A 19,564-nucleotide genomic window follows, 5' to 3' on the forward strand; every position below is an offset into this window, starting at 1 on the left:
GTTTGATTTCAATTGATCCTAAGAAAAATACAGAGCGCGAAAATTATAAGTTATTGATTGGCAGTATTATTCCGAGACCTATTGCCTTTGTTACGACGAAGTCAGAGCAAGGGATCATCAATGGTGCACCTTTTAGTTTTTTTAATATCGTGTCTTCTAATCCACCGATGATTTCTCTAGCCGTTCAAAGACCAAATGGACGCTTTAAAGATACCGCTCGCCATATTCATCATCAGCAACAATTTGTTGTGCATATTGTAGATGAGGATAATGTTAAGCAGGTGAATGAAACGGCAGCTTCCTTACCTGTAACTGAAAGTGAAATTGATCGAGCACAATTTACATTAATCGATAGCCAACTGATATCTGTACCAGGTATTCAAGAGGCAAAGGTTCGAATGGAATGCCGTTTAGTACAGACGATTCCTTTAATGAATGGTGACGAACAGACAGGTGATTTGTTTATTGGTGAAGTCGTACAATATCATATAGATGAGACCATTTATAATGAAGGGCGCATTGATCCAAGAAAACTAAAAGCAGTTAGCAGACTAGCTGGCTCAAATTACGCAAAAATTGGAGATATTTTTGCATTAGAACGTCCTGAATAAAATATAAAATGCGAAAATGTTGATTTAACAGCATTTTCGCATTTTTACTTGATTCTAAAACTATAATAAAATTCCTTCTATATTTACTAAATCTTCTTTTGTTAATAGCACATCGGTTGCTTCGACATTGGCAGCCACTTGTTTTTTATGTTTCCCACCTGGAATTACTGCATCGACGCCATCTTGAGCTAATAACCATGCAAGCGCTAGATTTGGTAATGTTGTTTGCTTTTCTTTCGCAATTTCCTTTAGTGCATCTACTTTTACTAATGTTTGTTCAAATAATTCGTCTTGGAATAAAGGATCTGAAATTCGCCAGTCTCCTGTACCTAATTTAAAGTCTTTTGTATACTTACCACCAAGTAGGCCATATGCAAGTGGACCATATGGAATAAATGAAATATCATTTTTTATACAATAAGGCAATAAATCTTGTTCTGCTGAACGATTTAACATATTGTAAGGAGATTGTAAGACAGAAATATCATTATGCACATTAGCCTCTATAAGTTGATCTAAGGTTACGTTTGAAATGCCTATTGCTCGGATCTTTCCTTCTTCTTTTAAGCGTGATAATTCACCAATCGACTCCGCAAGAGGAGTTTCGTTATCCGGGAAGTGTAGATAGTAAAGATCTACATAATCCATTTGTAGTCGTTTCAAGCTATTTTCGAATGCACCACGTAGATAGTGCGGATGATTATCTGTTTTTACTGAACCATCCTCAAACCAATGTCTACCGCCCTTTGTTGCTAAAACGAAATCTTCCCTTGAGTATTTTTTTAATACTTCGCCAACAAGTTCTTCTGAACGCCCTTTTCCATAAATGTCTGCTGTATCAATAAAAGTTATCCCTAAGTCAAGTGCAGCTGAGACTAGCTCTTTCCCATCTTGTTCATTTAAGTTTTCAAATAAGTTATGTCCACCTACAGCATTCGTCCCAAGACCAATTTCTGAAATAGTGATATTCGTTTTTTTTAATGTATGAAATTTCATATTTCTACCTCCTCGCTTTTCTGTAATCAGCATAGAGTAAAAAAATTATTTTACCAACATGCATAGTTGTAGTTTCATATATAGAAACAAAAGCACTTTAATTGCGAAATTAACATTATGCTAAAAGATAATGAATTTCTTCCGTCAATTGCTGGCTTGCATTTACTAATTTTTTTACGAACGAGCGAATGGCAGTTTTCTTAATTTTTTCCGTAGAACCATGCAAAGCAATTGCACCAATGACTTCTTCATTCACATAAATCGGGACGGCAATACACCATTTGCCTAGATTCGTTTCTTCATTATCAACAGCATATCCTTGTGCTTTAATGACCTGTAAGTGCGGAATCAATAGACCATAGTCATAGAAGGTTTTTGTTGTAAATGTATTAAGTTCAATACTATTTAATATTTCACGTTGTTTTTTAGGTGACAGATGAGCTAATACTACTTTTCCAAGTGCGCTTGAATGCATGGGTGTTCGGGTATCGATGGCGTGAAAATCAGGTTGTTCAAAAGGCTCCCTAATCACATTTTTTATCACCATCTCACAATCTTCCAAAATACCAATATAAGTAGTTATTTCTTCTTGCCGGGCTAATTGATAGGGCGCTACGAGAGACGTCCATTGGATATCTTTATGCCAATATAAGTGCTCATCCCTAAAAATATGCGGATTTAATTGATAATACTTATTATATTTAATAACATAATTCATTTTTTCTAGTGTATAAAGCATGCGGAAAACGGATGTCTTATTCATAGATAATTCTTCCATAATCTCAGTTAATGTAAGAGAATGCTTTTGACGTAATACATCTAAAATCAAAAGGCCCTTTTTTAATGTCGATACTTCATAGGAATCCATGTTGCCCTCTCCTAACTTCTAAAATAACTTATTATAGCCTATACAAAGCCGTGAAATACATAGTAACCATTCTTACTATTATAACGGTAATCCTTTATAACTTCTCAATCATTAAACATAAACGATCTCAAATTTGTAAAGTAGGGGACAATTATAAAAAATGTCAGTGTTTTTTTGTATTAAGTGTTGATTCTCCTCTTACAGGAGGTAATACACTTTGACTTGAATCGGCAAGAACAAAAAAACAAGGAGGTTTTTATTATGAGGTCTATTGAATTGTTTTATATCATCTTCAATATTGTTTTACTAGGTTGGTTAGTTTTCGGTAGAAACAAGTCGCAGCAGGGGGTGCTGATAGGTGGTGGTATGTCTATTCTATTTCTGCTTGTCCATGGGGTCATAGAAGGTATGCGGTGGCAAATGATACCGACCTATTTGATGACATTATTTTTTATCGTCGTTGTTGTGATAAGGTACTTTTTTAACCCAAATGATCAAAAAAAACAACAATCACATATGCGCCGATCACGCGTTGTTCTAAATTCAACATTAGCTGTACTTTATTCTGCTGTAGCAGTTAGTCTGCCTATCGTGCTTCCGGTACTTACTTTTGAAAAGCCAGTGGGTCCGTACAAAATTGGAACAGTCACCTACGATTGGGTGGATACACAAAGGGAAGAGACTTTCACACCGGAGCCTGGTGACAAACGCGAAATAATGGTACAAATCTGGTATCCTGCTGATACGACTACTAAAGGTAATACGGCTCCTTATATTTCCGATTCTGATGTTTTTGCAGAGGGATATAGTAAAATCCTGAATTTACCGAAGTTTTTATTCACAAATTTTGGTTATGTCAAAACACATGCTATTGAGAACGCTGAGATTTCTAATCAGGAAACAACCTATCCGGTGCTCCTGTTCTCTCATGGTTTTAGTGGACATAAAAATCAGAACACTTTTCAAATTGAGCAATTAGTCAGTCAAGGCTATATCGTGGTAGGTATAGATCACACTTACAGTAGCACGACTTCAGTCTTTGCTGATGGTCGTGTAGCAAATTATGTGCCGCAAAAAACTGAATCAATTGCATATTTGGATAAAGCAAATGAAGGTTGGGTAGAAGATGCTAAATTTGTGCTGGATCAAGTAGAGCAGTTGGCCCAGAATGATCCTGAAAACCGTTTTACAGGTCGAATGGATATGGAGAATGTAGGTATGTTTGGTCATTCCTTTGGTGGAGCAACAAGTACCCAAATGCTAATGACAGATTCAAGAATAAAAGCAGCTCTTAATATGGACGGTGTTTTATATGGAAAACTCCGAGTTCCTGTGGAGGGGCTGAAGAAGCCGTTTATGATGATGAGTGCCGATGACACAATCAGAGAGGCGAAGGAAACGGATGGTAAGGAGCTCATCGAGTTTGTAAAGGAAACTTTGCCACGGTACGAGTATGTATCTGTGGGAGGGAACTATTGGATGAAAATTAAAGATATGAAGCATATGGGCTTCTCCGATTTATACCTGTTTTCACCGCTTTATGAACGGATGGAAGGGGTCGACATCCAAAAGGCATACCGACTAATTAACGATTATTCATTGGATTTCTTCGATCATTATTTGAAGCAACAGCCATTCAAACTATTGGAGCAAAATATAGGCGAACATCCAGAGTTTACATTACTGAAAGGTTGACTACCAAAACGAATAGTTGAGGGTGTTTAGCCCTCGATTATTCGTTTTATGATTCTTCCATATGTTCAAGCCGCCATTCTATTCCTTGAAATAGTAATTGATTGGCTTTTGAGAGTTGGTAGTATTGTGGGCTTAGAATAGCACATAACGTTTCGCATCGTTCGAGTCGTTTAGTTTTGGTTTTTTGAATATATTCTGCAAAGTAGCGGAAGTGATCTTCTTTATTGTCCAATTGCTGTGAATTCGCATACAGCCTAGCAGTGTCATCGATAATGGTCTGTACAATCGGACTGTTGGCAGGCAATTTTTGCTTCAACGCCTTATTCAATCGATCCTGGATGTTCTCCAGCTTTCTGACCAATGTTGTAGCATTATATTTTGACTGATGAACAATATTAAAGTACAGAAATTCAGTATTTTTCAAGTCTTTTATAAACTGAGGATCATTTATGAGCTCCTGTAATTCATGCCAAGCAGCTGTTTGTTTGGCGGAGCCTTTCACTTGGTTAATAATATATTTGTCGAAATAATAAAAAAACGAATCTCTCCACTCTTTAGGAATGCCAATTAATAATTGGGATTCCTTCAATTTTTTATCGATAAATTGTTTTTTCTGTGCGGCATTTATTGTTCGTGCGCTTACTAAGTCATGAATATACTGCAATGAATCCCCGTCATGTTCCTTTGCTTGACGCAGAATCGAAATCATATCCATAAGCGTATTAACCTGTGTTTCCATAGATTCAATTTGCCAGTCAAGTGCTTTATCAACTGATATTTCTTCAGATATTATTTTGCCTATTTCATCAATTCCGAAATCCAGATAACGCAGGTTTGTAATCATTTCAAGGCGCCATATATCTTCAACCGTGTACAATCGATGGCCACCTTCAGTATAACTTGTAGGTTTCAGCAATCCGATTTCGTCATAGTAACGGACTGTCTTTATCGTGGATCCTATCATTTTAGCTGTTTCACCTATTGAATATTTTTTTTCTTCCAAATGGTTACACCTCCTGTTTGGATCACTTATATCTAACAATGATAAATAAACAAAAGTCATTATGCTAGTATTGAAAGAATTTACTTCTCTTATTTTACGATAAACGTGAAATTAGATTAATCCTTAAAAGGTTGAATGACATAAATTGCAGGGATCAATAACAACTATTGCATTAGGAGAGGTCGGGAGAAAGGATTTATCAGGGAAAGTAATGCTGATTATGGCACAAATTATCCTCCTTTAGATAAGCTTTCTAATGGAGGGTTTTTTTATGTCTATGTTTTTTCATTTTATTGAAACGATTTACATATCTACAACATCTAACATATAGGAACAAGAAAGGATGGTGAAAAAATTGCAAGCGAAGTCATTATTGTCAAAGGCGAAAAAAGGGAATAACCAAGCCTTTATAGAGCTCTTACAGGATGAAAAAGTAAAGCTATATAAGATGGCCTATATTTATACGAAAAATGAAAATGATGCATTAGATGTTGTACAGGAGACGATAGCAAGGGCGTATGCCAATATCCATACAGTGAAAGAGGAGCAGTATTTTGCCACTTGGCTGATGAGAATTTTGATTAATACGGCATTAGAAATGCTACGTAAAAATCAAAAGATTGTTCCTCTTGAACAACAGCCAGAGCAAGGGCAAATTTCAACTAACGATGAAAAGCTAGATTTATTGCAAGCCATTGAACAGTTAGATGAAAAATATAAAACCGTTATTTTATTGAAGTATTATCGAGATTTGCAAATTAAAGAAATTGCAGATTTATTAGGATGTCCAGAGGGGACAGTCAAAACGAATGTGCATAGAGGTATCCAGCAGCTAAAAAAATGTCTTAATAAGGAGGGTGAGCTTTATGGAGAACGATATTAAAGAAGTAATAAATAACATCGACGTACCATTAGAAAAGCTTGATCAAGCAATTGAAAAAGGAATGCACTCAGAAAAGAAAAAAAGCAAAAAAGTATGGAAGACTGCAATTGTTTCTAGTGTCGCAAGTGTAGCTTTGATATTGGGTTCTGGTTTTATCTCTCCTAAAATGGCAAGTGTACTTGCGGATGTGCCACTTATTGGCTTTATGTATAATATCGTAGAACATGATAAAGGACTACAAACGGCGCTTTCTGATGACAATAAGGTGAAATTAAATAAAACGGTAACTAGTAACGGCATAGCTATTACAGTAGAAGAGGTTGTATATGATGGCGCACGTTTGAATGTCATTTTTTCAATGCCAGAATATATGGATATCGCACCAGGCTTTTTGTATGTTAATGGGAGAGAACTCAATACGGGTGAAAGTTTACGGGTCTTAGAAGATCAAGATGGATTTCGTGGTTTATGGGAATTTCCTATCAATGAAGAATTACCCGATGAATTTGATGTAACATTAAAATTTTTACAAGTAGGATCAACAGAAGGAGAATGGGTATTCTCTACACCTATCAAAAAAGTAAAAAATGACAGTCATAAATTAGTAGCTGGTCAATCAGGGAAAGTTACTGGCATCTCGTTTGGTGTAGAAAGTGTGGAGGCTTCAACAACATCGACAAAGATAAATGTGGAATTTGCTGCTACTATGGAGAAATTGTTCTCCGAAGAGGCTGGGGTTTTAAATGCTACAATAATGGACCAAAACGGAACTCCACTGACAGTATTGGATCAATCAGGAAGTGGCGATGACAAAAGTACAACATATCTGTACTTAATAGAGCCCTTAAATAAAGATATTACTGAAATAAAGATAGCTTACTATTTCTTCCCATTAGTTCATGAACGTAAAGATTTAATTGTCCCACTTGCTGATACATTACCGCAACGAATATCACAAGGTGAGATGGGTGATATTGTCATCACTGATGTGACAAATAAGGGACACGAAGCTACTCTGTCTTTCTATGTCGATAGTCATTTCCCTTATAATGAAAATCTAATACCTTTTGATGTTAAGTCAGAATCAGGCGAAAGCCTAATCACAGATTTTGTTCATGCAATCGGACCAAATAAATATCAAGTATCATATCAGACAAATGCAGGAAAACCAATTATTCATACTTTGAAAATGCCAGATATGGAAGTTGAATCATCTGCTATTGTCACGATTCCAGTAAAGTGAGTTTAATCTATTTTTTATATCTTTTAGAAAAAATCTATGAGAATCCTTGGTTGAAAGGAACTGCTGCTGTTCTACATGCAGATCCTAGTATCATTGTTTCTTTCTTTGAAAATCTATCAATTTCAGTTTGGTGTAATTGCATCCGCATTCATCTCACCATCTTCAGAGGCGGGAGTTTTCTGTACATATGTTACAAAAAACATCTGTAGCTGACGCTTCGCTTTCGCTACCAAAAACATCTGTAGCTGACGCTTTGCTTTCGCTACCAAAAACATCTGTAGCTGACGCTTTGCTTTCGCTACCAAAAACATCTGTAGCTGACGCTTTGCTTTCGCTACCAAAAACATCTGTAGCTGACGCTTTGCTTTCGCTACCAAAAACATCTGTAGCTGACGCTTTGCTTTCGCTACCAAAAACATCTGTAGCTGACGCTTTGCTTTCGCTACCAAAAACATCTGTAGCTGACGCTTTGCTTTCGCTACCAAAAACATCTGTAGCTGACGCTTTGCTTTCGCTACCAAAAACATCTGTAGCTGACGCTTTGCTTTCGCTACCAAAAACATCTGTAGCTGACGCTTTGCTTTCGCTACCAAAAACATCTGTAGCTGACGCTTTGCTTTCGCTACCAAAAACATCTGTAGCTGACGCTTTGCTTTCGCTACCAAAAACATCTGTAGCTGACGCTTTGCTTTCGCTACCAAAAACATCTGTAGCTGACGCTTTGCTTTCGCTACCAAAAACATCTGTAGCTGACGCTTTGCTTTCGCTACCAAAAACATCTGTAGCTGACGCTTTGCTTTCGCTACCAAAAACATCTGTAGCTGACGCTTTGCTTTCGCTACCAAAAACATCTGTAGCTGACGCTTTGCTTTCGCTACCAAAAACATCTGTAGCTGACGCTTTGCTTTCGCTACCAAAAACATCTGCTGAATGAAGATAAATGTGATATAGTTGTTTGGCTAACCCCCCTTTAGATAGCCCTAAGTGGGGTTTTTATAACTAAATAAATACAAATCTAGATGCACATTCTTATTAATATCAACATATTATAAATTTAACTACTTTCAGCGGGTGTCCAAACACCTGTACCTGTCGCTACGCTTTCGGCACAAAAGACATCTGCTGAAAGAAGTTAAAGCCTCCGGACGCAATTATGCAGAGGCATAATTGATATCTCCTTACATGCCAGGCATAAATCCTGACCTTTAGAGCAGGGGCTACGTAATTTAATGCCGCATATGGAAGGTGATCGTCAAGAAAGTCGTTATTATTTACTTTCCTCAACCAAATAAAAGACATCTTCGTTAAATCTTGAATGACAACCTTTGCACCTTCAAGATTCTTCCGGATATTTCCTTGTGCTAACTTCATTCGAGCTAATGGCTCTTCAGGTACAATCTCGTCTTTCTCGATTCCTATATGTCTAGATAATGTTAACCATCTCGGTGGTCCTGTCACTTCAATTTGGTGTACACAGGAGCCACTGGCAGATGAATGACCTTCGGGTTTCTTGCAATTTTCACATACTAATCCTATATATTATTTTTAGTTTAAAATTTTAATAAGAATATCATATTGATACTAAAGATGAAAATTCAAATTTTAATACCATCATAAGAGTACTTACATTGGATATGATGATGTTTAAAAGGTTATAATAGAATAATAGAATTAAGGCTTATAACGCTGACACAGCTTTCATTAAAGTACAAAAGTAGTATCATAAATGTCTAATTTGATAAGGCATACAATTCTTTTCGCTCCTTGGATTAATTTATTTCTTATGAGACTCATAAAGCGCATGCATTTAAGTCTTATTTTAAGTGTTGATGGAAATAATAATCCAATGAAGGAGGAAATTACATAAGAATGATACGTAATGTTTTACATCAATTTATTACTTGCTTATGTTCTGATAGCGAAGTCCAGACAGTAAAGGCAGGAAAGCCGTTTTGTAGAAGGAGTGAATGCATGAGTAATTTCTTTCGAAGTAATGGATTTAAACGTTTTATAATCCTAGTCGGGATCGCTATTGCACTATATTTGATGCGTAGTATGATTAATCTTATTCTTCTCACGTTTATTATTACTTACTTGATGAATCAACTTACCACAAGGACAACAAAAGGGGTTAGAAAGTACGTACCGATGAACGAGAAAGCTGTGACAGTTACCCTCTATCTTTTACTTGTTGCGGGTATTATTGCTGTTATCTACAAGTATTTGCCTATCGTAACCCAACAGATTACACAGCTTTTTGATCTTATTGCTAGCTTTAATCTCGATCCAGATGATAACGAGATTACAAGGTATTTAGCGCCAACCTTTGAGAAAATTGAACTTGGTAAATATTTAGAGCAGGGTGTGGACATAACTCTTAAAAATATTACGAATATTGGTAAAATCATCTTGCATATATTTATCTCACTAATTTTGAGCTTGTTTATTTTGCTTGAGAAAAAACGTATTACCGAATTTACAGCAAAATTCAAAGATAGTAAAATGAGCCATCTTTACGATGAACTACAATATTTCTCAAAGATATTTATTCGTTCTTTCGGTAAAGTTATTGAGGCACAGTTTATTATTGCCGCTGTCAACTGTATTGTATCTGTTATTGCTTTATACATTATGGGCTTCCCGCATTTAATTGCACTAGGGATTATGCTCTTTATCCTGGGATTGGTGCCAGTCGCTGGGGTCATCATCTCTTTGATTCCTCTAAGTATAATTGCATACAGTATCGGTGGCCTAATGTATATTGTCTATATCTTGATTATTGTTATGGTACTACATGCTATGGAGGCGTACTTCTTAAATCCAAAGCTGATGTCTGCTAAGACAGATCTGCCAATTTTCTATACATTCATCGTCATCCTCTTCTCAGAGCATTTCCTTGGTGTATGGGGATTAATTATTGGTATTCCATTATTCATGTTCCTACTCGATATTCTGGGAGTTACGTCCAAAGAGGATGAACTGCAACAGGCGATGGAAATGCAAGAGGATCAATAAATTGAATAAAGTTTTCGTTCAAAAAGGAATCAAGTGTGTATGATTCCTTTTTGTTTTGCTCATCACCATAACTTGGGGTTGATTTCCGTTCCGACTGGGCGCTTTCCTGGGGCGTCCGCACAATCAAAGTTCGAGCCAACATTAAGACCATACGTTATTTATTTTGAAGAGAAAGTAGTAGGTTTTTTAATGTTTAATTCTGTCAAAGAAGAGCTTGATGGCTATTGGATTTATCGAATTATGATAGATAAGCATTTTCAAGGTAAAGGGATAGGAAAAGCAGCTACTAAGCTAATGATTTCAGAAATAGCTAAATTGCCAAATGCGCAAAAAATTATAGTAGGTTACCATCCAGAAAATAAAGGTGCTCATAATTTATACAGAAGTATGGGATTTGAAGATCATGGTAATCGCTTTGGTAAAGAGATGGCTGTCATCAAATATTTAAATGAATAATATCCAAAAGGGTCCAATTCAATCTCCCTTTTGGTTGGCTTATGAAAGATAGAAATTAAACAGCTAACCCCCTTTCGATTAGTATTGAAAGGGGGTTAGTTTTATTTATAGCGCCTTTAAAGAACTTGCTTCTGAGAAAATTGTATGTGGTTTTCTCTTCATAAATATAAGAATTAGCAATGCGGTAATGCCTTCTGCGACAGGAAATGTCCACCAAATAGCTTGTGGGCCAAGTAATTTAGGTAATACTACGAGGGCAGGAATAAATAATATAATACTACGTAGTAACATAATGGTTGTTGCAAGGCGTATTTTTTCAATCGATTGGAAGAATTCCGCAAATACCATGTTTATGCCAAGGAATACATAGCCAATTGCAAAGTGTACAAAGCCTTGTGTAGCTATGTTACGAATTTCAAACGTACTGTCACCGAACAACGCTATTAGCTGTGAAGGGAATAACGTAGCAATTATTGCAGTAGATAAACCCATAATAAGTGCGGTGGCAATACCGATTTTCAATAACGCTGTTAATCTCTCTATTAATCTTGCACCGTGGTGATAACTAACTAGTGGCTGTAGAGCCATGCCAATCCCAAGGAACACTGTTAATAGTACGGTATGAATATAGTTAACCATCGCGTAGGCGGTAACCCCGTTTGAGCCTAAATAGTGTAAAAATGTTACATTATATAAAATGACCATTACAGCCACTGAGGCTTCAACAATAAAGCTTGGTAACCCAATAGCAAATATTTTCTTTAAATCAGCTATGCTGAAAAATTTACGCACAAATTTTAATTCGGATTGCTTTCGGAAGAAATGTAGGCATAGCACCGACATACCGATAATTGTGGAGAGTGCTGTAGCTAAGGCACAGCCAGTTACGCCGTAATCGAGCACGAAAATAAAGATGTAGTTTAAGATGATATTTAAAACAGATGTAGTGATTAAGCCCATCATCGCAAGCTTTGGATTACCATCATTTCGAATAAAAATACTTAGTAAATTTTCAATTGTATAAAACACACCGAAAATCAAAATAACATGTAGGTACTCTTGGACATAAGGATAAGTAGCATCACTTGCCCCAAATATATAGGAGACTTCCTTTAAATTTAATAAAAGTATTAGAACCAGTGTCAGAACGACAACGATCATTGTTGTAAATGCTAATGTAAAGAGCTGATGCGCTCGTTTTTTATTGCCCTCACCGAGAGAAATCGAAAATAGTGTAGCTCCACCCATACCAATCCAAAGGGAAATGGATAGTAAAATAGAGAAAATTGGTACGGCGATATTTACTCCTGCTAGAGCGGTCGGTCCAACTCCGTGACTAACGAAAATACCATCTACTAAAATATTGACCGACATCAGCAACATACCGATCATTGCCGGGAATAAGTATGAGAAAAACAATGGCTTTAGTGGCCTTGTTTCAATTGGATTAATGGTTGTCATGAGCATGTACCTCCTTTACCATCACCTTTTCACCTTTGTCATCTAGTTCACCGTTAAAGACGAACCCAAATTTCTTATAGAGCTGAATGGCTACTATATTGTTGTCATAAACGCTCAAGTATATATTTTGACAGCTGTATTTAGCTACTAAATAATTTATAAGCTGCTGTAAATAATATTTTCCTAATCCTTTGTGCTGATAACGCTCATCAATGAAGTAGCGATCTAACCAAACACGTTGTGTATTGTCCTCATGTAGGAACACACCATACATAGCGAAGCCGACTGCAATGTCCTCTCTATACAATCCAACAGGTATAAAGCGTTCATCATCTTCTGCCTCCGCTAAGCATTGCATGGTACTCTCGATAAAGTCTTGCTGACTATCTGCAATGCGTAATGCTAAAACTTCCTCTTTGTTTAAAGCTGTAATGTCACGAATTTCCGTGAACATAATGTCAAAACCTTTCTATTTTTAATTTCTTTCAGCGGATGTCACGGAAGTCGGAAAGGGGCTAATATAGGATGTTAGCCTAAAATCATCGCATCCATGCGATAACGGCTAACTGACCTGCATCGGTAAAAACGCCACGTCCTGTGGCATTACCGAAATGACCGACATCGTGTCGCCCTCATGCAGGCCTAAGCACAAAGCCGATTCCGGACGCAATTATGAGTGGCATAATTGATTGTGAATAGCTACAATTTAATGTATATAGTAACTATATAGTCAAGGAGGGAAACTTAAAAATGTTTAATAAAAATGTAAAATATTTTACAACTGGTGAATTCGCTAAAATTTGTAAGGTTAATAAACAAACGCTAATTTACTACGATCAAATCGGTTTATTATCACCAATCATGAAGGATAATAAGGACTACCGTTATTATTCCATCGTGCAATATGAATTTTTTAGTGTGATTGAGCTATTAAAGGCGGTGGGCATGTCTTTAAAGGATATTCAAAAATATATGGCAGAAAAATCACCTGAAAATTTCTTAGACTTGATGCATCAGCAAAAGGAAATTGTAGCGAAAAAACGTCGAGAGCTTGAGATGATTGAAAGTATTATCGATGTAAAAATCGATCTAACAGAGGAAGCCTTACACCTTGATTTTGATAGCATGACGATGGAGCACCTGCCAGAGGAAACATTGTATTTAAGTAAAAACATCGAGGATTCGACGGAAGAACAGTTTGTGAAAGCTGTCTCTGATTTTATAGATGAATTAGACCGTTCTCAATTAGACACGGGTTATCCCATTGGAGGGATTACAAGAAGAGAGCAAGTATTAGCAGGAAATTATGATAATTATAGTTACTTATATATAGAGCAGCCACATCCACGAGAAGGTCATCCTTATTTCAAGGCGATTGAAGGAGATTTTATTGTTGGGTATCATGTAGGACCGTCCACTGCACTTGGCGAAACATACGAGCGATTATTTAAAGTCATGCGGGAAAAGGGCTACGAACTAGGACAGTACGTATATGAGGAATATATTTATGACGCAGTAATTAAAAATCGTGAAGAGGATTATGTGACGAAAATTATGATAGAAATTAAAAAAGGTTGTTGATAAGTTTGCTTATCAACAACCTAAATATTGATGAGCTTCCCACTATGCTTTAGTGCAAAGTTAAGTTTATTTCAGGATGCTCCTTTTGAATTTCTTCTAACTTATTGTCATTGATTCCTTTTAAATTTTTATTAAAAAAGCCTAATGACAATTCATTAATCAGCTTAAAAATAGCATTCACATCTGCGCCAGATTCATTAATAATTGGTGAAACTGCTGCTAAATCTGTATAACTACCATGATTTGTTTTCGGAATAATAGCTGTGTAAACACCGGGTTTTTCAATCGTTTTGTTTCTTAAATAGGATTCTGCAAACAATTCATCTCGATTACCTGGCTGTTGGCTATATGCTTCCTTCATAAAGTTAATGGATGCCTCCGCATTCAACAGCATAAATGGCTTTTCAGGACCATTTGCAGGCATTGGATCACCATACAACCCACCATCCATATCAATTGCCGCTTTAATACGTCCATCCTTTACAAGCATTTGTGTAGAAGTCGCACCACCAAAAGAGTGACCTAGCATACCAATACTGTCATAATCAATTAATGCGGCAATTGTTTTAAAATTCTTATCAAAATCTCCTTTAATGACCTCATCTAAAACAAATGATGCATCCTGTTCCCAAAGCTTGATACGATCATTCAGGAAGGTAATTGTATTTTCAATCGGTGTGAAATCCACACGATCTCCATCTGGGAATACAGTTGTTGCTGCATCACCAGTAAAGTTAAGAGCGACAACTACATAGCCGTGGCTCGCTAACTCCTCTAGTTGAAAGGTATTTTGGCGACTATATAAACTCATCCCATGGGCAAATAATAGAAGTGGGAATTTTTCGTTTGACTTTATCGGCTTCGCATCTTGATAAGAATGGTTTTCTGTCAATCCTAAATGTGTTGTAGCGATATACGGGAAACCCTGTGTCGCTGCTAATTGTTGTGTTAATGCCTCTATCTGTTCAAAGTAAGGAGAGGGCTGCCCAGTCCCTTTTTCAGCAGGGTAATAAACCTGTATCATTAATTCACGATTCACCTGGTGATTAGGTACGACAAATTCTTTACGACTCTTATCGAGGAGGTGAAATGCCTGGGTTCCTACTGAATATTCTCCTGTAGGTGCTGGAAAAGATATGATTGGAAAAAGCTTTGGCAAGGTGAACATTCCAAATGCTGCTACAGCAATCCCTACAAGTTTTAAAATTTTTATACTTAATTTTTTTGAAACAATTGTGCTTTTAGGCTTTACAAAAACCTGCAGGGTCAATAGTAGTGAAACAATATAAGCGGGGATCATACGCCAGTTAGCGCCAATTGAAATAATTGTAGCTAATAATAATATATAATTGACGACTAACATAAATATATTAATTTTAGTTATCCCACGTTGTCTAAATGTCAGTGAAATGCTCGATAGTATTAAAACAATTGTAAATATAACTTCTAAGGTTTTCATAGTATATCTCCTTTAACATACATACGAATGTATGTAATTGTTCGGTGATGCGGAATTATAAGTAATTAATACATACATACAAATGTATGTAAAGGATTAAAATAATAAACTACATAAAGTAGTCTACTATTCCTGAACTTTGTCAAATAAAGCTAAAAATACGTCCTTCAATTCATCATTTACAAGTGGCATTCCAATCCCTTCGAACATTAAACGTATATGCTCTATTTTTTGAGTAAATTCAACTCGGCTTACGCGAAATATCTCTGGATTCATCCAAATATCAAAAAGCATTGTAAAGGTTTCAGCTGCTTGCTTTGGAAAAGTAATTTGTAGCGAGCCGTCTTGATTGCCATCTTCAATAATTTTTTGAATGCCCGGCGCAACAACCTGTATTCCTTCAGTGATGCGACTATAAACAAATTCAGCAGAATTCATACTCAAAGGGATTGTGGATAGGTCTTCTTCTTTGACACTTTGAGAAATTGAAAAAGAAATACCTTTTCTTAAACGTTCTAAAGCATTTAAGTTTTCTAAATCGGATATTTCATTAAAATAATTATTTGCCATCAGCATTTCTTTTGTAATGGCATCAATAACATCAGCACGTGTTTTAAAATGATGATAGAAAGCTCCTCGAGTAATATCTCCCACATCATCTACAATCTCTTGAATCGTTACATTGTCCCAACCATTTACAGTGAATAATTTAACAGCTGATTCAATAATTTTTTTTCTCGTAACTTCTGGATATTTATTTCTGGCCATAAAATATCTCCTTATAGATACATTCGAATGTATTTATAATGATAGAGTTAGCCATCTTAATTGTCAACAACATACTATTTAATTCAAAGCAATTAGAAAAGAACTAGTAAAGGTGAGTAATTTTGCATGTATGTTGAGCTTTAATGGAAGTAAAATTCTAGTGTTTTAAAGCGAATTAAAGTCTAGTTCTAATAAGTAAATGATTTCCTGACGATACAATAGTGAAGAAAAAATGAAGGAATCAATCGTTTCAGTAAAATGGAGAGGTGAAAAAATGAATCCAAAAAAGATAACGCTTTATCCGAAAGCAAGTGATGTATTTGTAGATGTACGTTTGGCTTGTTATTTTAGACCATTGCTATCTTTTACTGATGTAGTTGAAGGAACTGAATATATCCTTCACGTTTTAGGAACTGATGGATTATTTTGCGAGGAAGAGTATTTAAATGCAGAGAATAACTTTTGGGGATTTCGTTACATAGACGGAAAATACGATTTTCTTGGAGATCTTCGTACGTTTGGGGACGGGAATGTGCAGGACATATATGCTTTTCTGCAAGCTGATTTTGCAAAAAATAAAAATTACTACATGGAAAATAAAATAACTGTCAATACATACAAAATGGGGATCCAAGATGGTTTGAATCAATTAGCTAAAAATTTCGATGTGGATTATTATGCTGATGCATTTTATAGCTATGAATTTACTAAATATCATTATAAATGTACCGGAGAATTTAGGCATATTACAGAGTTAACAGAAGGCTGGGGCCACGATGATACTGAGGTGCTAATTGGTAGAGAAGAAGCGCAAGAGATGAGCGAGGAATTTTTCATGAATCTAAAATGGAATGTCACGCATGACTATGGTATTGATGAGAGCCTGATTCGTGGGGCAACTGAGCGTTACCGCTTTATGTCAATAATTGGTGGTGGAACAGTATTTATACTGCTAAAACCGAAAGAGCAGACGGTATATTTATTAGAGTACTTTTCTTAACATGGAGGCATAGTCATGCAAATATGGGTTGAACGATGGACGCAATTATTAAAACAGCTTGAGCAGCAAGGGGCTTGGGTGCATCCGCTTAAGATAGCACCTGTAGCTACAGAACAAGAGCTATCAATAGTAGAGGAGCGACTTAGTATTCGTATTCCTTCTGAGTTCCGTAATTTATTACTACATTGTTCGCGACAAGTGGGGATGTATTGGTCTTTGCCAGATGAGGCCTTACTCCCTATTGAACTAGAGGAGACGCCATCAGGTGATTTTGGTTGGAGCTTGGAAGAGCTTGAATTCCCTGATTTCGGCGGTGAAGGTGAAAATCTAGATGAACAACTATATTTACAGTTTCACACGGCTGGCAACGGTGATGCACTTCTTATTAGAATTGAGGATGGTTCCGTTTGGTATTGGAGTCATGAGGAAGATGAGTTCGACCTACTTGCTGGGAGTTTTAAAATCTATACTGAACGAGCCACAGCTTTAGGTTGTATAGGTGCAGATTGTGGCCAGCATCGACAGTTTTGTAGTGAGGATGGTCTGGATTTGAGCCTGACTAGCTCTGAAATATGGCTGGAGTGGCTCGAACAATATTTCACACTAACTCTGAGGCAAGCAATGTCTAACTTAGAATCCTTATTAATATATGTATCGATGCATGGAGTGGAAGATAGCGTTCCGGAAGCATTTGCACAGTTTGATCCTAGTACGGTGTATTATGCACTTCGAAATAAAATTGAACAATCACTGCCACCAGCAAATAAAGAAGCATGGAGTGAAGTGCTAGTAAAGGTTTGTGCGGTAGAGGCAAGTGATTGGGTAAGGACGCTCTGGAGTGACAAAAATAATATTCCTAGCCGAATTCGAGATTATTTAACAGCAAATTGTCTACCTGCAGAAGAAGGTTTATCGCTTGTTCTTCAAGATATCGACAAAAAGACAGTTGATTCCTATACAGCTTTACACCGACTACGTCATTTCCATAATCCGAAAACTATAGCTTGGATGAAGTCTTATGTTTCATTTCCGATAGATGGATGGTCTACACTTTTCGCAGAATCACAGCCAAGTGCAGAGATGTTGTTTGAATGGTTGAGTGGCAGTGAAGTGGAAAGGCTTACAGCGATACGGGCGGTATGGCAAATGATGCAGCAAGAAATTGCGCCAACAACATGTGTAGATAAAGACAATTGGAGACAATTGCTTGCTTTTTGGAAGGAAAACGAAATACTACGGAAAAATAAACAGCTGTTTAGCCAAGCTCTTGCAGGCTTAGATAGTTGGTGAATAAAAGGGGGAGAGAAGAATGAACTATTTCACTATATTTGCATCTAAGAACAACATTGATGATATTGAAGTGAAAATTTCAGATGTTTTTGCAAAAGGCTTTGCTATCGATAAAAATGATAATGAGTATGTCATAAAATCCAAGGCGCTGTTTAAAAAATACAATTTAATAATTAGAGTCATGTCTGAAGATACAAACCCAGATTACTTCGCTAATAATATTCCTGGGATGATGGGATATTACGACAATATTCCTTTTGAAGATGACAATTTAAAAGAATTAGTTTTGACTCAAATATCTGTATTAAATACAGTGATTGCAATCGAAGCGGAAAAAGAGATAAATGAAGAACAGATACAGTTATTTACGAGGTTGTTATCAAGTATAGGTGGCATTGGTTTTTTACCGGAGGGTACTTTATTAGACGATGAAGGGATAGTAATTGTTTATCCTGACGGGCAATCAGGACCATCTGACTTTAGACCCCAAGCTTGTACACGAAAGGTAAGGGGACAAGAGGTGTCATCAGAAGAAGGTGAACAAAGAAAAAATAAAACGATAGCATATTTAAAAGAGAAAGCTATTCCTTATACAGCTTCCCTTCCTCAACTCCCAACAATAGAGGTTTGTCAGTTTAAAACCAAAGAAGACATTGCTAGAAGAGCTGTAGCCCTGTTAATTGTCATTCAATTTGCCTGTGATGTGGCGCAAGGTGGCAATGTAGAAGAATCGCGAGACTTTTTCATCAATATGTTACGCACATATAAAGTGGAAGACTATCTAACTAGCAATGAAAGAGACTTTTTACATACGTCAGAACCAAATGGGCAAGAAGCCATTAATATTTCTTGGCAATACGAGGCTTATTGGACGCTTATTTGGGCACTCGGCTTTGTTGAGAAGCTCGATTTTCCTGATGAAGTATGCGATTGCGAGTATGCCATTCAAGTTGTTTCTAACTGCGAAACGTTTGAACAATTTTATCTTCAAACTACTCTGCGTAGTCAAGAAGAGATATTGGATGAAGCCGACAAGATTTACAGATACCATTGGGCTTGTGTAGATAGTCGTATACAAGAACCACCAGCTCCTGCGGGGATGAATGAAAGTATCATTATGGAAAGACGGAGGGGCTTGTTCTGGATGATAGGGCATCGCAATGAAGAATGGGATACAATTTCGATGGATACTTGAACATAAAAGAAAAATAGCAAACTAGAAGAAAAACTAGTTT

Annotated in this window: 17 protein-coding genes and 1 pseudogene; 10 read left to right on the forward strand and 8 right to left on the reverse strand. The window is 36.5% G+C overall.

The annotated features are described in order from the left end of the window. Positions 1-2 precede the first annotated feature (2 nt). Positions 3-611 carry a flavin reductase family protein gene (locus AN161_RS07905; protein WP_053593818.1) on the forward strand — a complete coding sequence of 203 codons (609 nt, stop codon included), beginning with the start codon at positions 3-5 and terminating at the stop codon, positions 609-611. Between the two features lie 60 nt (positions 612-671). Here AN161_RS07905 and AN161_RS07910 read toward each other — a convergent pair whose 3' ends face one another. Both AN161_RS07910 and AN161_RS07915 read right to left on the reverse strand, forming a co-directional pair. Continuing rightward, entirely contained in the window at positions 672-1,607 is a 936-nt protein-coding gene (locus AN161_RS07910) for an aldo/keto reductase (protein ID WP_053593819.1), read from the reverse strand. Between the two features lie 115 nt (positions 1,608-1,722). Then, positions 1,723-2,475, reverse strand: a complete 753-nt coding sequence (locus AN161_RS07915) for an IclR family transcriptional regulator (protein WP_053593820.1) — start codon at positions 2,473-2,475, stop codon at positions 1,723-1,725. Between the two features lie 261 nt (positions 2,476-2,736). On the opposite strand from AN161_RS07915, the gene AN161_RS07920 reads away from it, so the two are divergent. After that, positions 2,737-4,170, forward strand: a complete 1,434-nt coding sequence (locus AN161_RS07920) for an acetylhydrolase (protein WP_053593821.1) — start codon at positions 2,737-2,739, stop codon at positions 4,168-4,170. Positions 4,171-4,216: 46 nt separating this feature from the next. Here AN161_RS07920 and AN161_RS07925 read toward each other — a convergent pair whose 3' ends face one another. Continuing rightward, a complete protein-coding gene (locus AN161_RS07925) occupies positions 4,217-5,173 on the reverse strand; it encodes a MerR family transcriptional regulator (RefSeq protein WP_241774526.1) in 957 nt (318 codons plus the stop codon). 343 nt (positions 5,174-5,516) lie between these two features. Between AN161_RS07925 and AN161_RS07930 the strand changes: the two genes are divergently transcribed. Both AN161_RS07930 and AN161_RS07935 read left to right on the forward strand, forming a co-directional pair. Beyond that, the gene (locus AN161_RS07930; protein WP_053593822.1) at positions 5,517-6,056 is read left to right on the forward strand and encodes a sigma-70 family RNA polymerase sigma factor; all 540 of its coding nucleotides are present in this window, start codon (positions 5,517-5,519) and stop codon (positions 6,054-6,056) included. Next, positions 6,040-7,299, forward strand: coding sequence for a DUF4179 domain-containing protein (locus tag AN161_RS07935; RefSeq protein WP_053593823.1), 1,260 nt, complete (start codon positions 6,040-6,042; stop codon positions 7,297-7,299). Before AN161_RS07930 ends, AN161_RS07935 begins: the two co-directional genes overlap by 17 nt. Before the next feature lie 122 nt (positions 7,300-7,421). Here the strand turns inward: AN161_RS07935 and AN161_RS07940 are convergent, their stop codons facing one another. Continuing rightward, positions 7,422-8,216 carry a hypothetical protein gene (locus AN161_RS07940; RefSeq protein WP_053593824.1) on the reverse strand — a complete coding sequence of 265 codons (795 nt, stop codon included), beginning with the start codon at positions 8,214-8,216 and terminating at the stop codon, positions 7,422-7,424. Between the two features lie 1,054 nt (positions 8,217-9,270). Here AN161_RS07940 and AN161_RS07950 point away from each other — a divergent pair. Both AN161_RS07950 and AN161_RS07955 read left to right on the forward strand, forming a co-directional pair. After that, positions 9,271-10,314 carry an AI-2E family transporter gene (locus AN161_RS07950; RefSeq protein ID WP_053593825.1) on the forward strand — a complete coding sequence of 348 codons (1,044 nt, stop codon included), beginning with the start codon at positions 9,271-9,273 and terminating at the stop codon, positions 10,312-10,314. Between the two features lie 117 nt (positions 10,315-10,431). After that, a pseudogene (locus AN161_RS07955) lies at positions 10,432-10,770 on the forward strand (GNAT family N-acetyltransferase); the annotation flags it as partial. Positions 10,771-10,875: 105 nt separating this feature from the next. On the opposite strand, the gene AN161_RS07960 reads toward AN161_RS07955, so the two are convergent. Continuing rightward, entirely contained in the window at positions 10,876-12,231 is a 1,356-nt protein-coding gene (locus tag AN161_RS07960) for an MATE family efflux transporter (RefSeq protein ID WP_053593826.1), read from the reverse strand. Beyond that, the gene (locus AN161_RS07965; RefSeq protein WP_053593827.1) at positions 12,218-12,685 is read right to left on the reverse strand and encodes a GNAT family N-acetyltransferase; all 468 of its coding nucleotides are present in this window, start codon (positions 12,683-12,685) and stop codon (positions 12,218-12,220) included. Before AN161_RS07965 ends, AN161_RS07960 begins: the two co-directional genes overlap by 14 nt. Positions 12,686-12,981: 296 nt before the next feature. Between AN161_RS07965 and AN161_RS07970 the strand changes: the two genes are divergently transcribed. Continuing rightward, positions 12,982-13,812 (forward strand): MerR family transcriptional regulator, encoded by an 831-nt coding sequence (locus AN161_RS07970; RefSeq protein WP_053593828.1) that lies wholly within the window; start codon positions 12,982-12,984, stop codon positions 13,810-13,812. A gap of 49 nt (positions 13,813-13,861) precedes the next feature. Here the strand turns inward: AN161_RS07970 and AN161_RS07975 are convergent, their stop codons facing one another. After that, positions 13,862-15,271: an alpha/beta fold hydrolase gene (locus tag AN161_RS07975; RefSeq protein ID WP_053593829.1), complete on the reverse strand. Its 1,410-nt coding sequence runs from the start codon at positions 15,269-15,271 to the stop codon at positions 13,862-13,864. A gap of 126 nt (positions 15,272-15,397) precedes the next feature. Then, a complete protein-coding gene (locus AN161_RS07980; RefSeq protein ID WP_053593830.1) occupies positions 15,398-16,039 on the reverse strand; it encodes a TetR/AcrR family transcriptional regulator in 642 nt (213 codons plus the stop codon). Between the two features lie 274 nt (positions 16,040-16,313). Here AN161_RS07980 and AN161_RS07985 point away from each other — a divergent pair, with 274 nt between their 5' ends. The 3 genes from AN161_RS07985 to AN161_RS07995 are packed head-to-tail and all read left to right on the forward strand — an operon-like array spanning position 16,314 to position 19,524. Further along, positions 16,314-17,039, forward strand: coding sequence for a hypothetical protein (locus AN161_RS07985; RefSeq protein WP_143114669.1), 726 nt, complete (start codon positions 16,314-16,316; stop codon positions 17,037-17,039). Positions 17,040-17,054: 15 nt separating this feature from the next. Continuing rightward, a complete protein-coding gene (locus AN161_RS07990) occupies positions 17,055-18,329 on the forward strand; it encodes an SMI1/KNR4 family protein (RefSeq protein ID WP_198926859.1) in 1,275 nt (424 codons plus the stop codon). A gap of 19 nt (positions 18,330-18,348) precedes the next feature. Then, positions 18,349-19,524, forward strand: coding sequence for a DUF4272 domain-containing protein (locus tag AN161_RS07995; protein ID WP_053593832.1), 1,176 nt, complete (start codon positions 18,349-18,351; stop codon positions 19,522-19,524). Positions 19,525-19,564: the final 40 nt, after the last annotated feature.

Source organism: Lysinibacillus sp. FJAT-14222, assembly GCF_001278875.1.
Lineage (GTDB): Bacteria > Bacillota > Bacilli > Bacillales_A > Planococcaceae > Lysinibacillus > Lysinibacillus agricola.

What these genes read in the sequence shown, in the direction of transcription:
- AN161_RS07960 (WP_053593826.1), bottom strand. Translation starts at nt 12,231, where the DNA reads ATGACAACCATTAATCCAATTGAAACAAGGCCACTAAAGCCATTGTTT.
- AN161_RS07980 (WP_053593830.1), bottom strand. Translation starts at nt 16,039, where the DNA reads ATGGCCAGAAATAAATATCCAGAAGTTACGAGAAAAAAAATTATTGAA.
- AN161_RS07920 (WP_053593821.1), top strand. Translation starts at nt 2,737, where the DNA reads ATGAGGTCTATTGAATTGTTTTATATCATCTTCAATATTGTTTTACTA.
- AN161_RS07965 (WP_053593827.1), bottom strand. Translation starts at nt 12,685, where the DNA reads ATGTTCACGGAAATTCGTGACATTACAGCTTTAAACAAAGAGGAAGTT.
- AN161_RS07935 (WP_053593823.1), top strand. Translation starts at nt 6,040, where the DNA reads ATGGAGAACGATATTAAAGAAGTAATAAATAACATCGACGTACCATTA.
- AN161_RS07915 (WP_053593820.1), bottom strand. Translation starts at nt 2,475, where the DNA reads ATGGATTCCTATGAAGTATCGACATTAAAAAAGGGCCTTTTGATTTTA.
- AN161_RS07985 (WP_143114669.1), top strand. Translation starts at nt 16,314, where the DNA reads ATGAATCCAAAAAAGATAACGCTTTATCCGAAAGCAAGTGATGTATTT.
- AN161_RS07995 (WP_053593832.1), top strand. Translation starts at nt 18,349, where the DNA reads ATGAACTATTTCACTATATTTGCATCTAAGAACAACATTGATGATATT.
- AN161_RS07930 (WP_053593822.1), top strand. Translation starts at nt 5,517, where the DNA reads ATGGTGAAAAAATTGCAAGCGAAGTCATTATTGTCAAAGGCGAAAAAA.
- AN161_RS07910 (WP_053593819.1), bottom strand. Translation starts at nt 1,607, where the DNA reads ATGAAATTTCATACATTAAAAAAAACGAATATCACTATTTCAGAAATT.
- AN161_RS07970 (WP_053593828.1), top strand. Translation starts at nt 12,982, where the DNA reads ATGTTTAATAAAAATGTAAAATATTTTACAACTGGTGAATTCGCTAAA.
- AN161_RS07975 (WP_053593829.1), bottom strand. Translation starts at nt 15,271, where the DNA reads ATGAAAACCTTAGAAGTTATATTTACAATTGTTTTAATACTATCGAGC.
- AN161_RS07990 (WP_198926859.1), top strand. Translation starts at nt 17,055, where the DNA reads ATGCAAATATGGGTTGAACGATGGACGCAATTATTAAAACAGCTTGAG.
- AN161_RS07950 (WP_053593825.1), top strand. Translation starts at nt 9,271, where the DNA reads ATGAGTAATTTCTTTCGAAGTAATGGATTTAAACGTTTTATAATCCTA.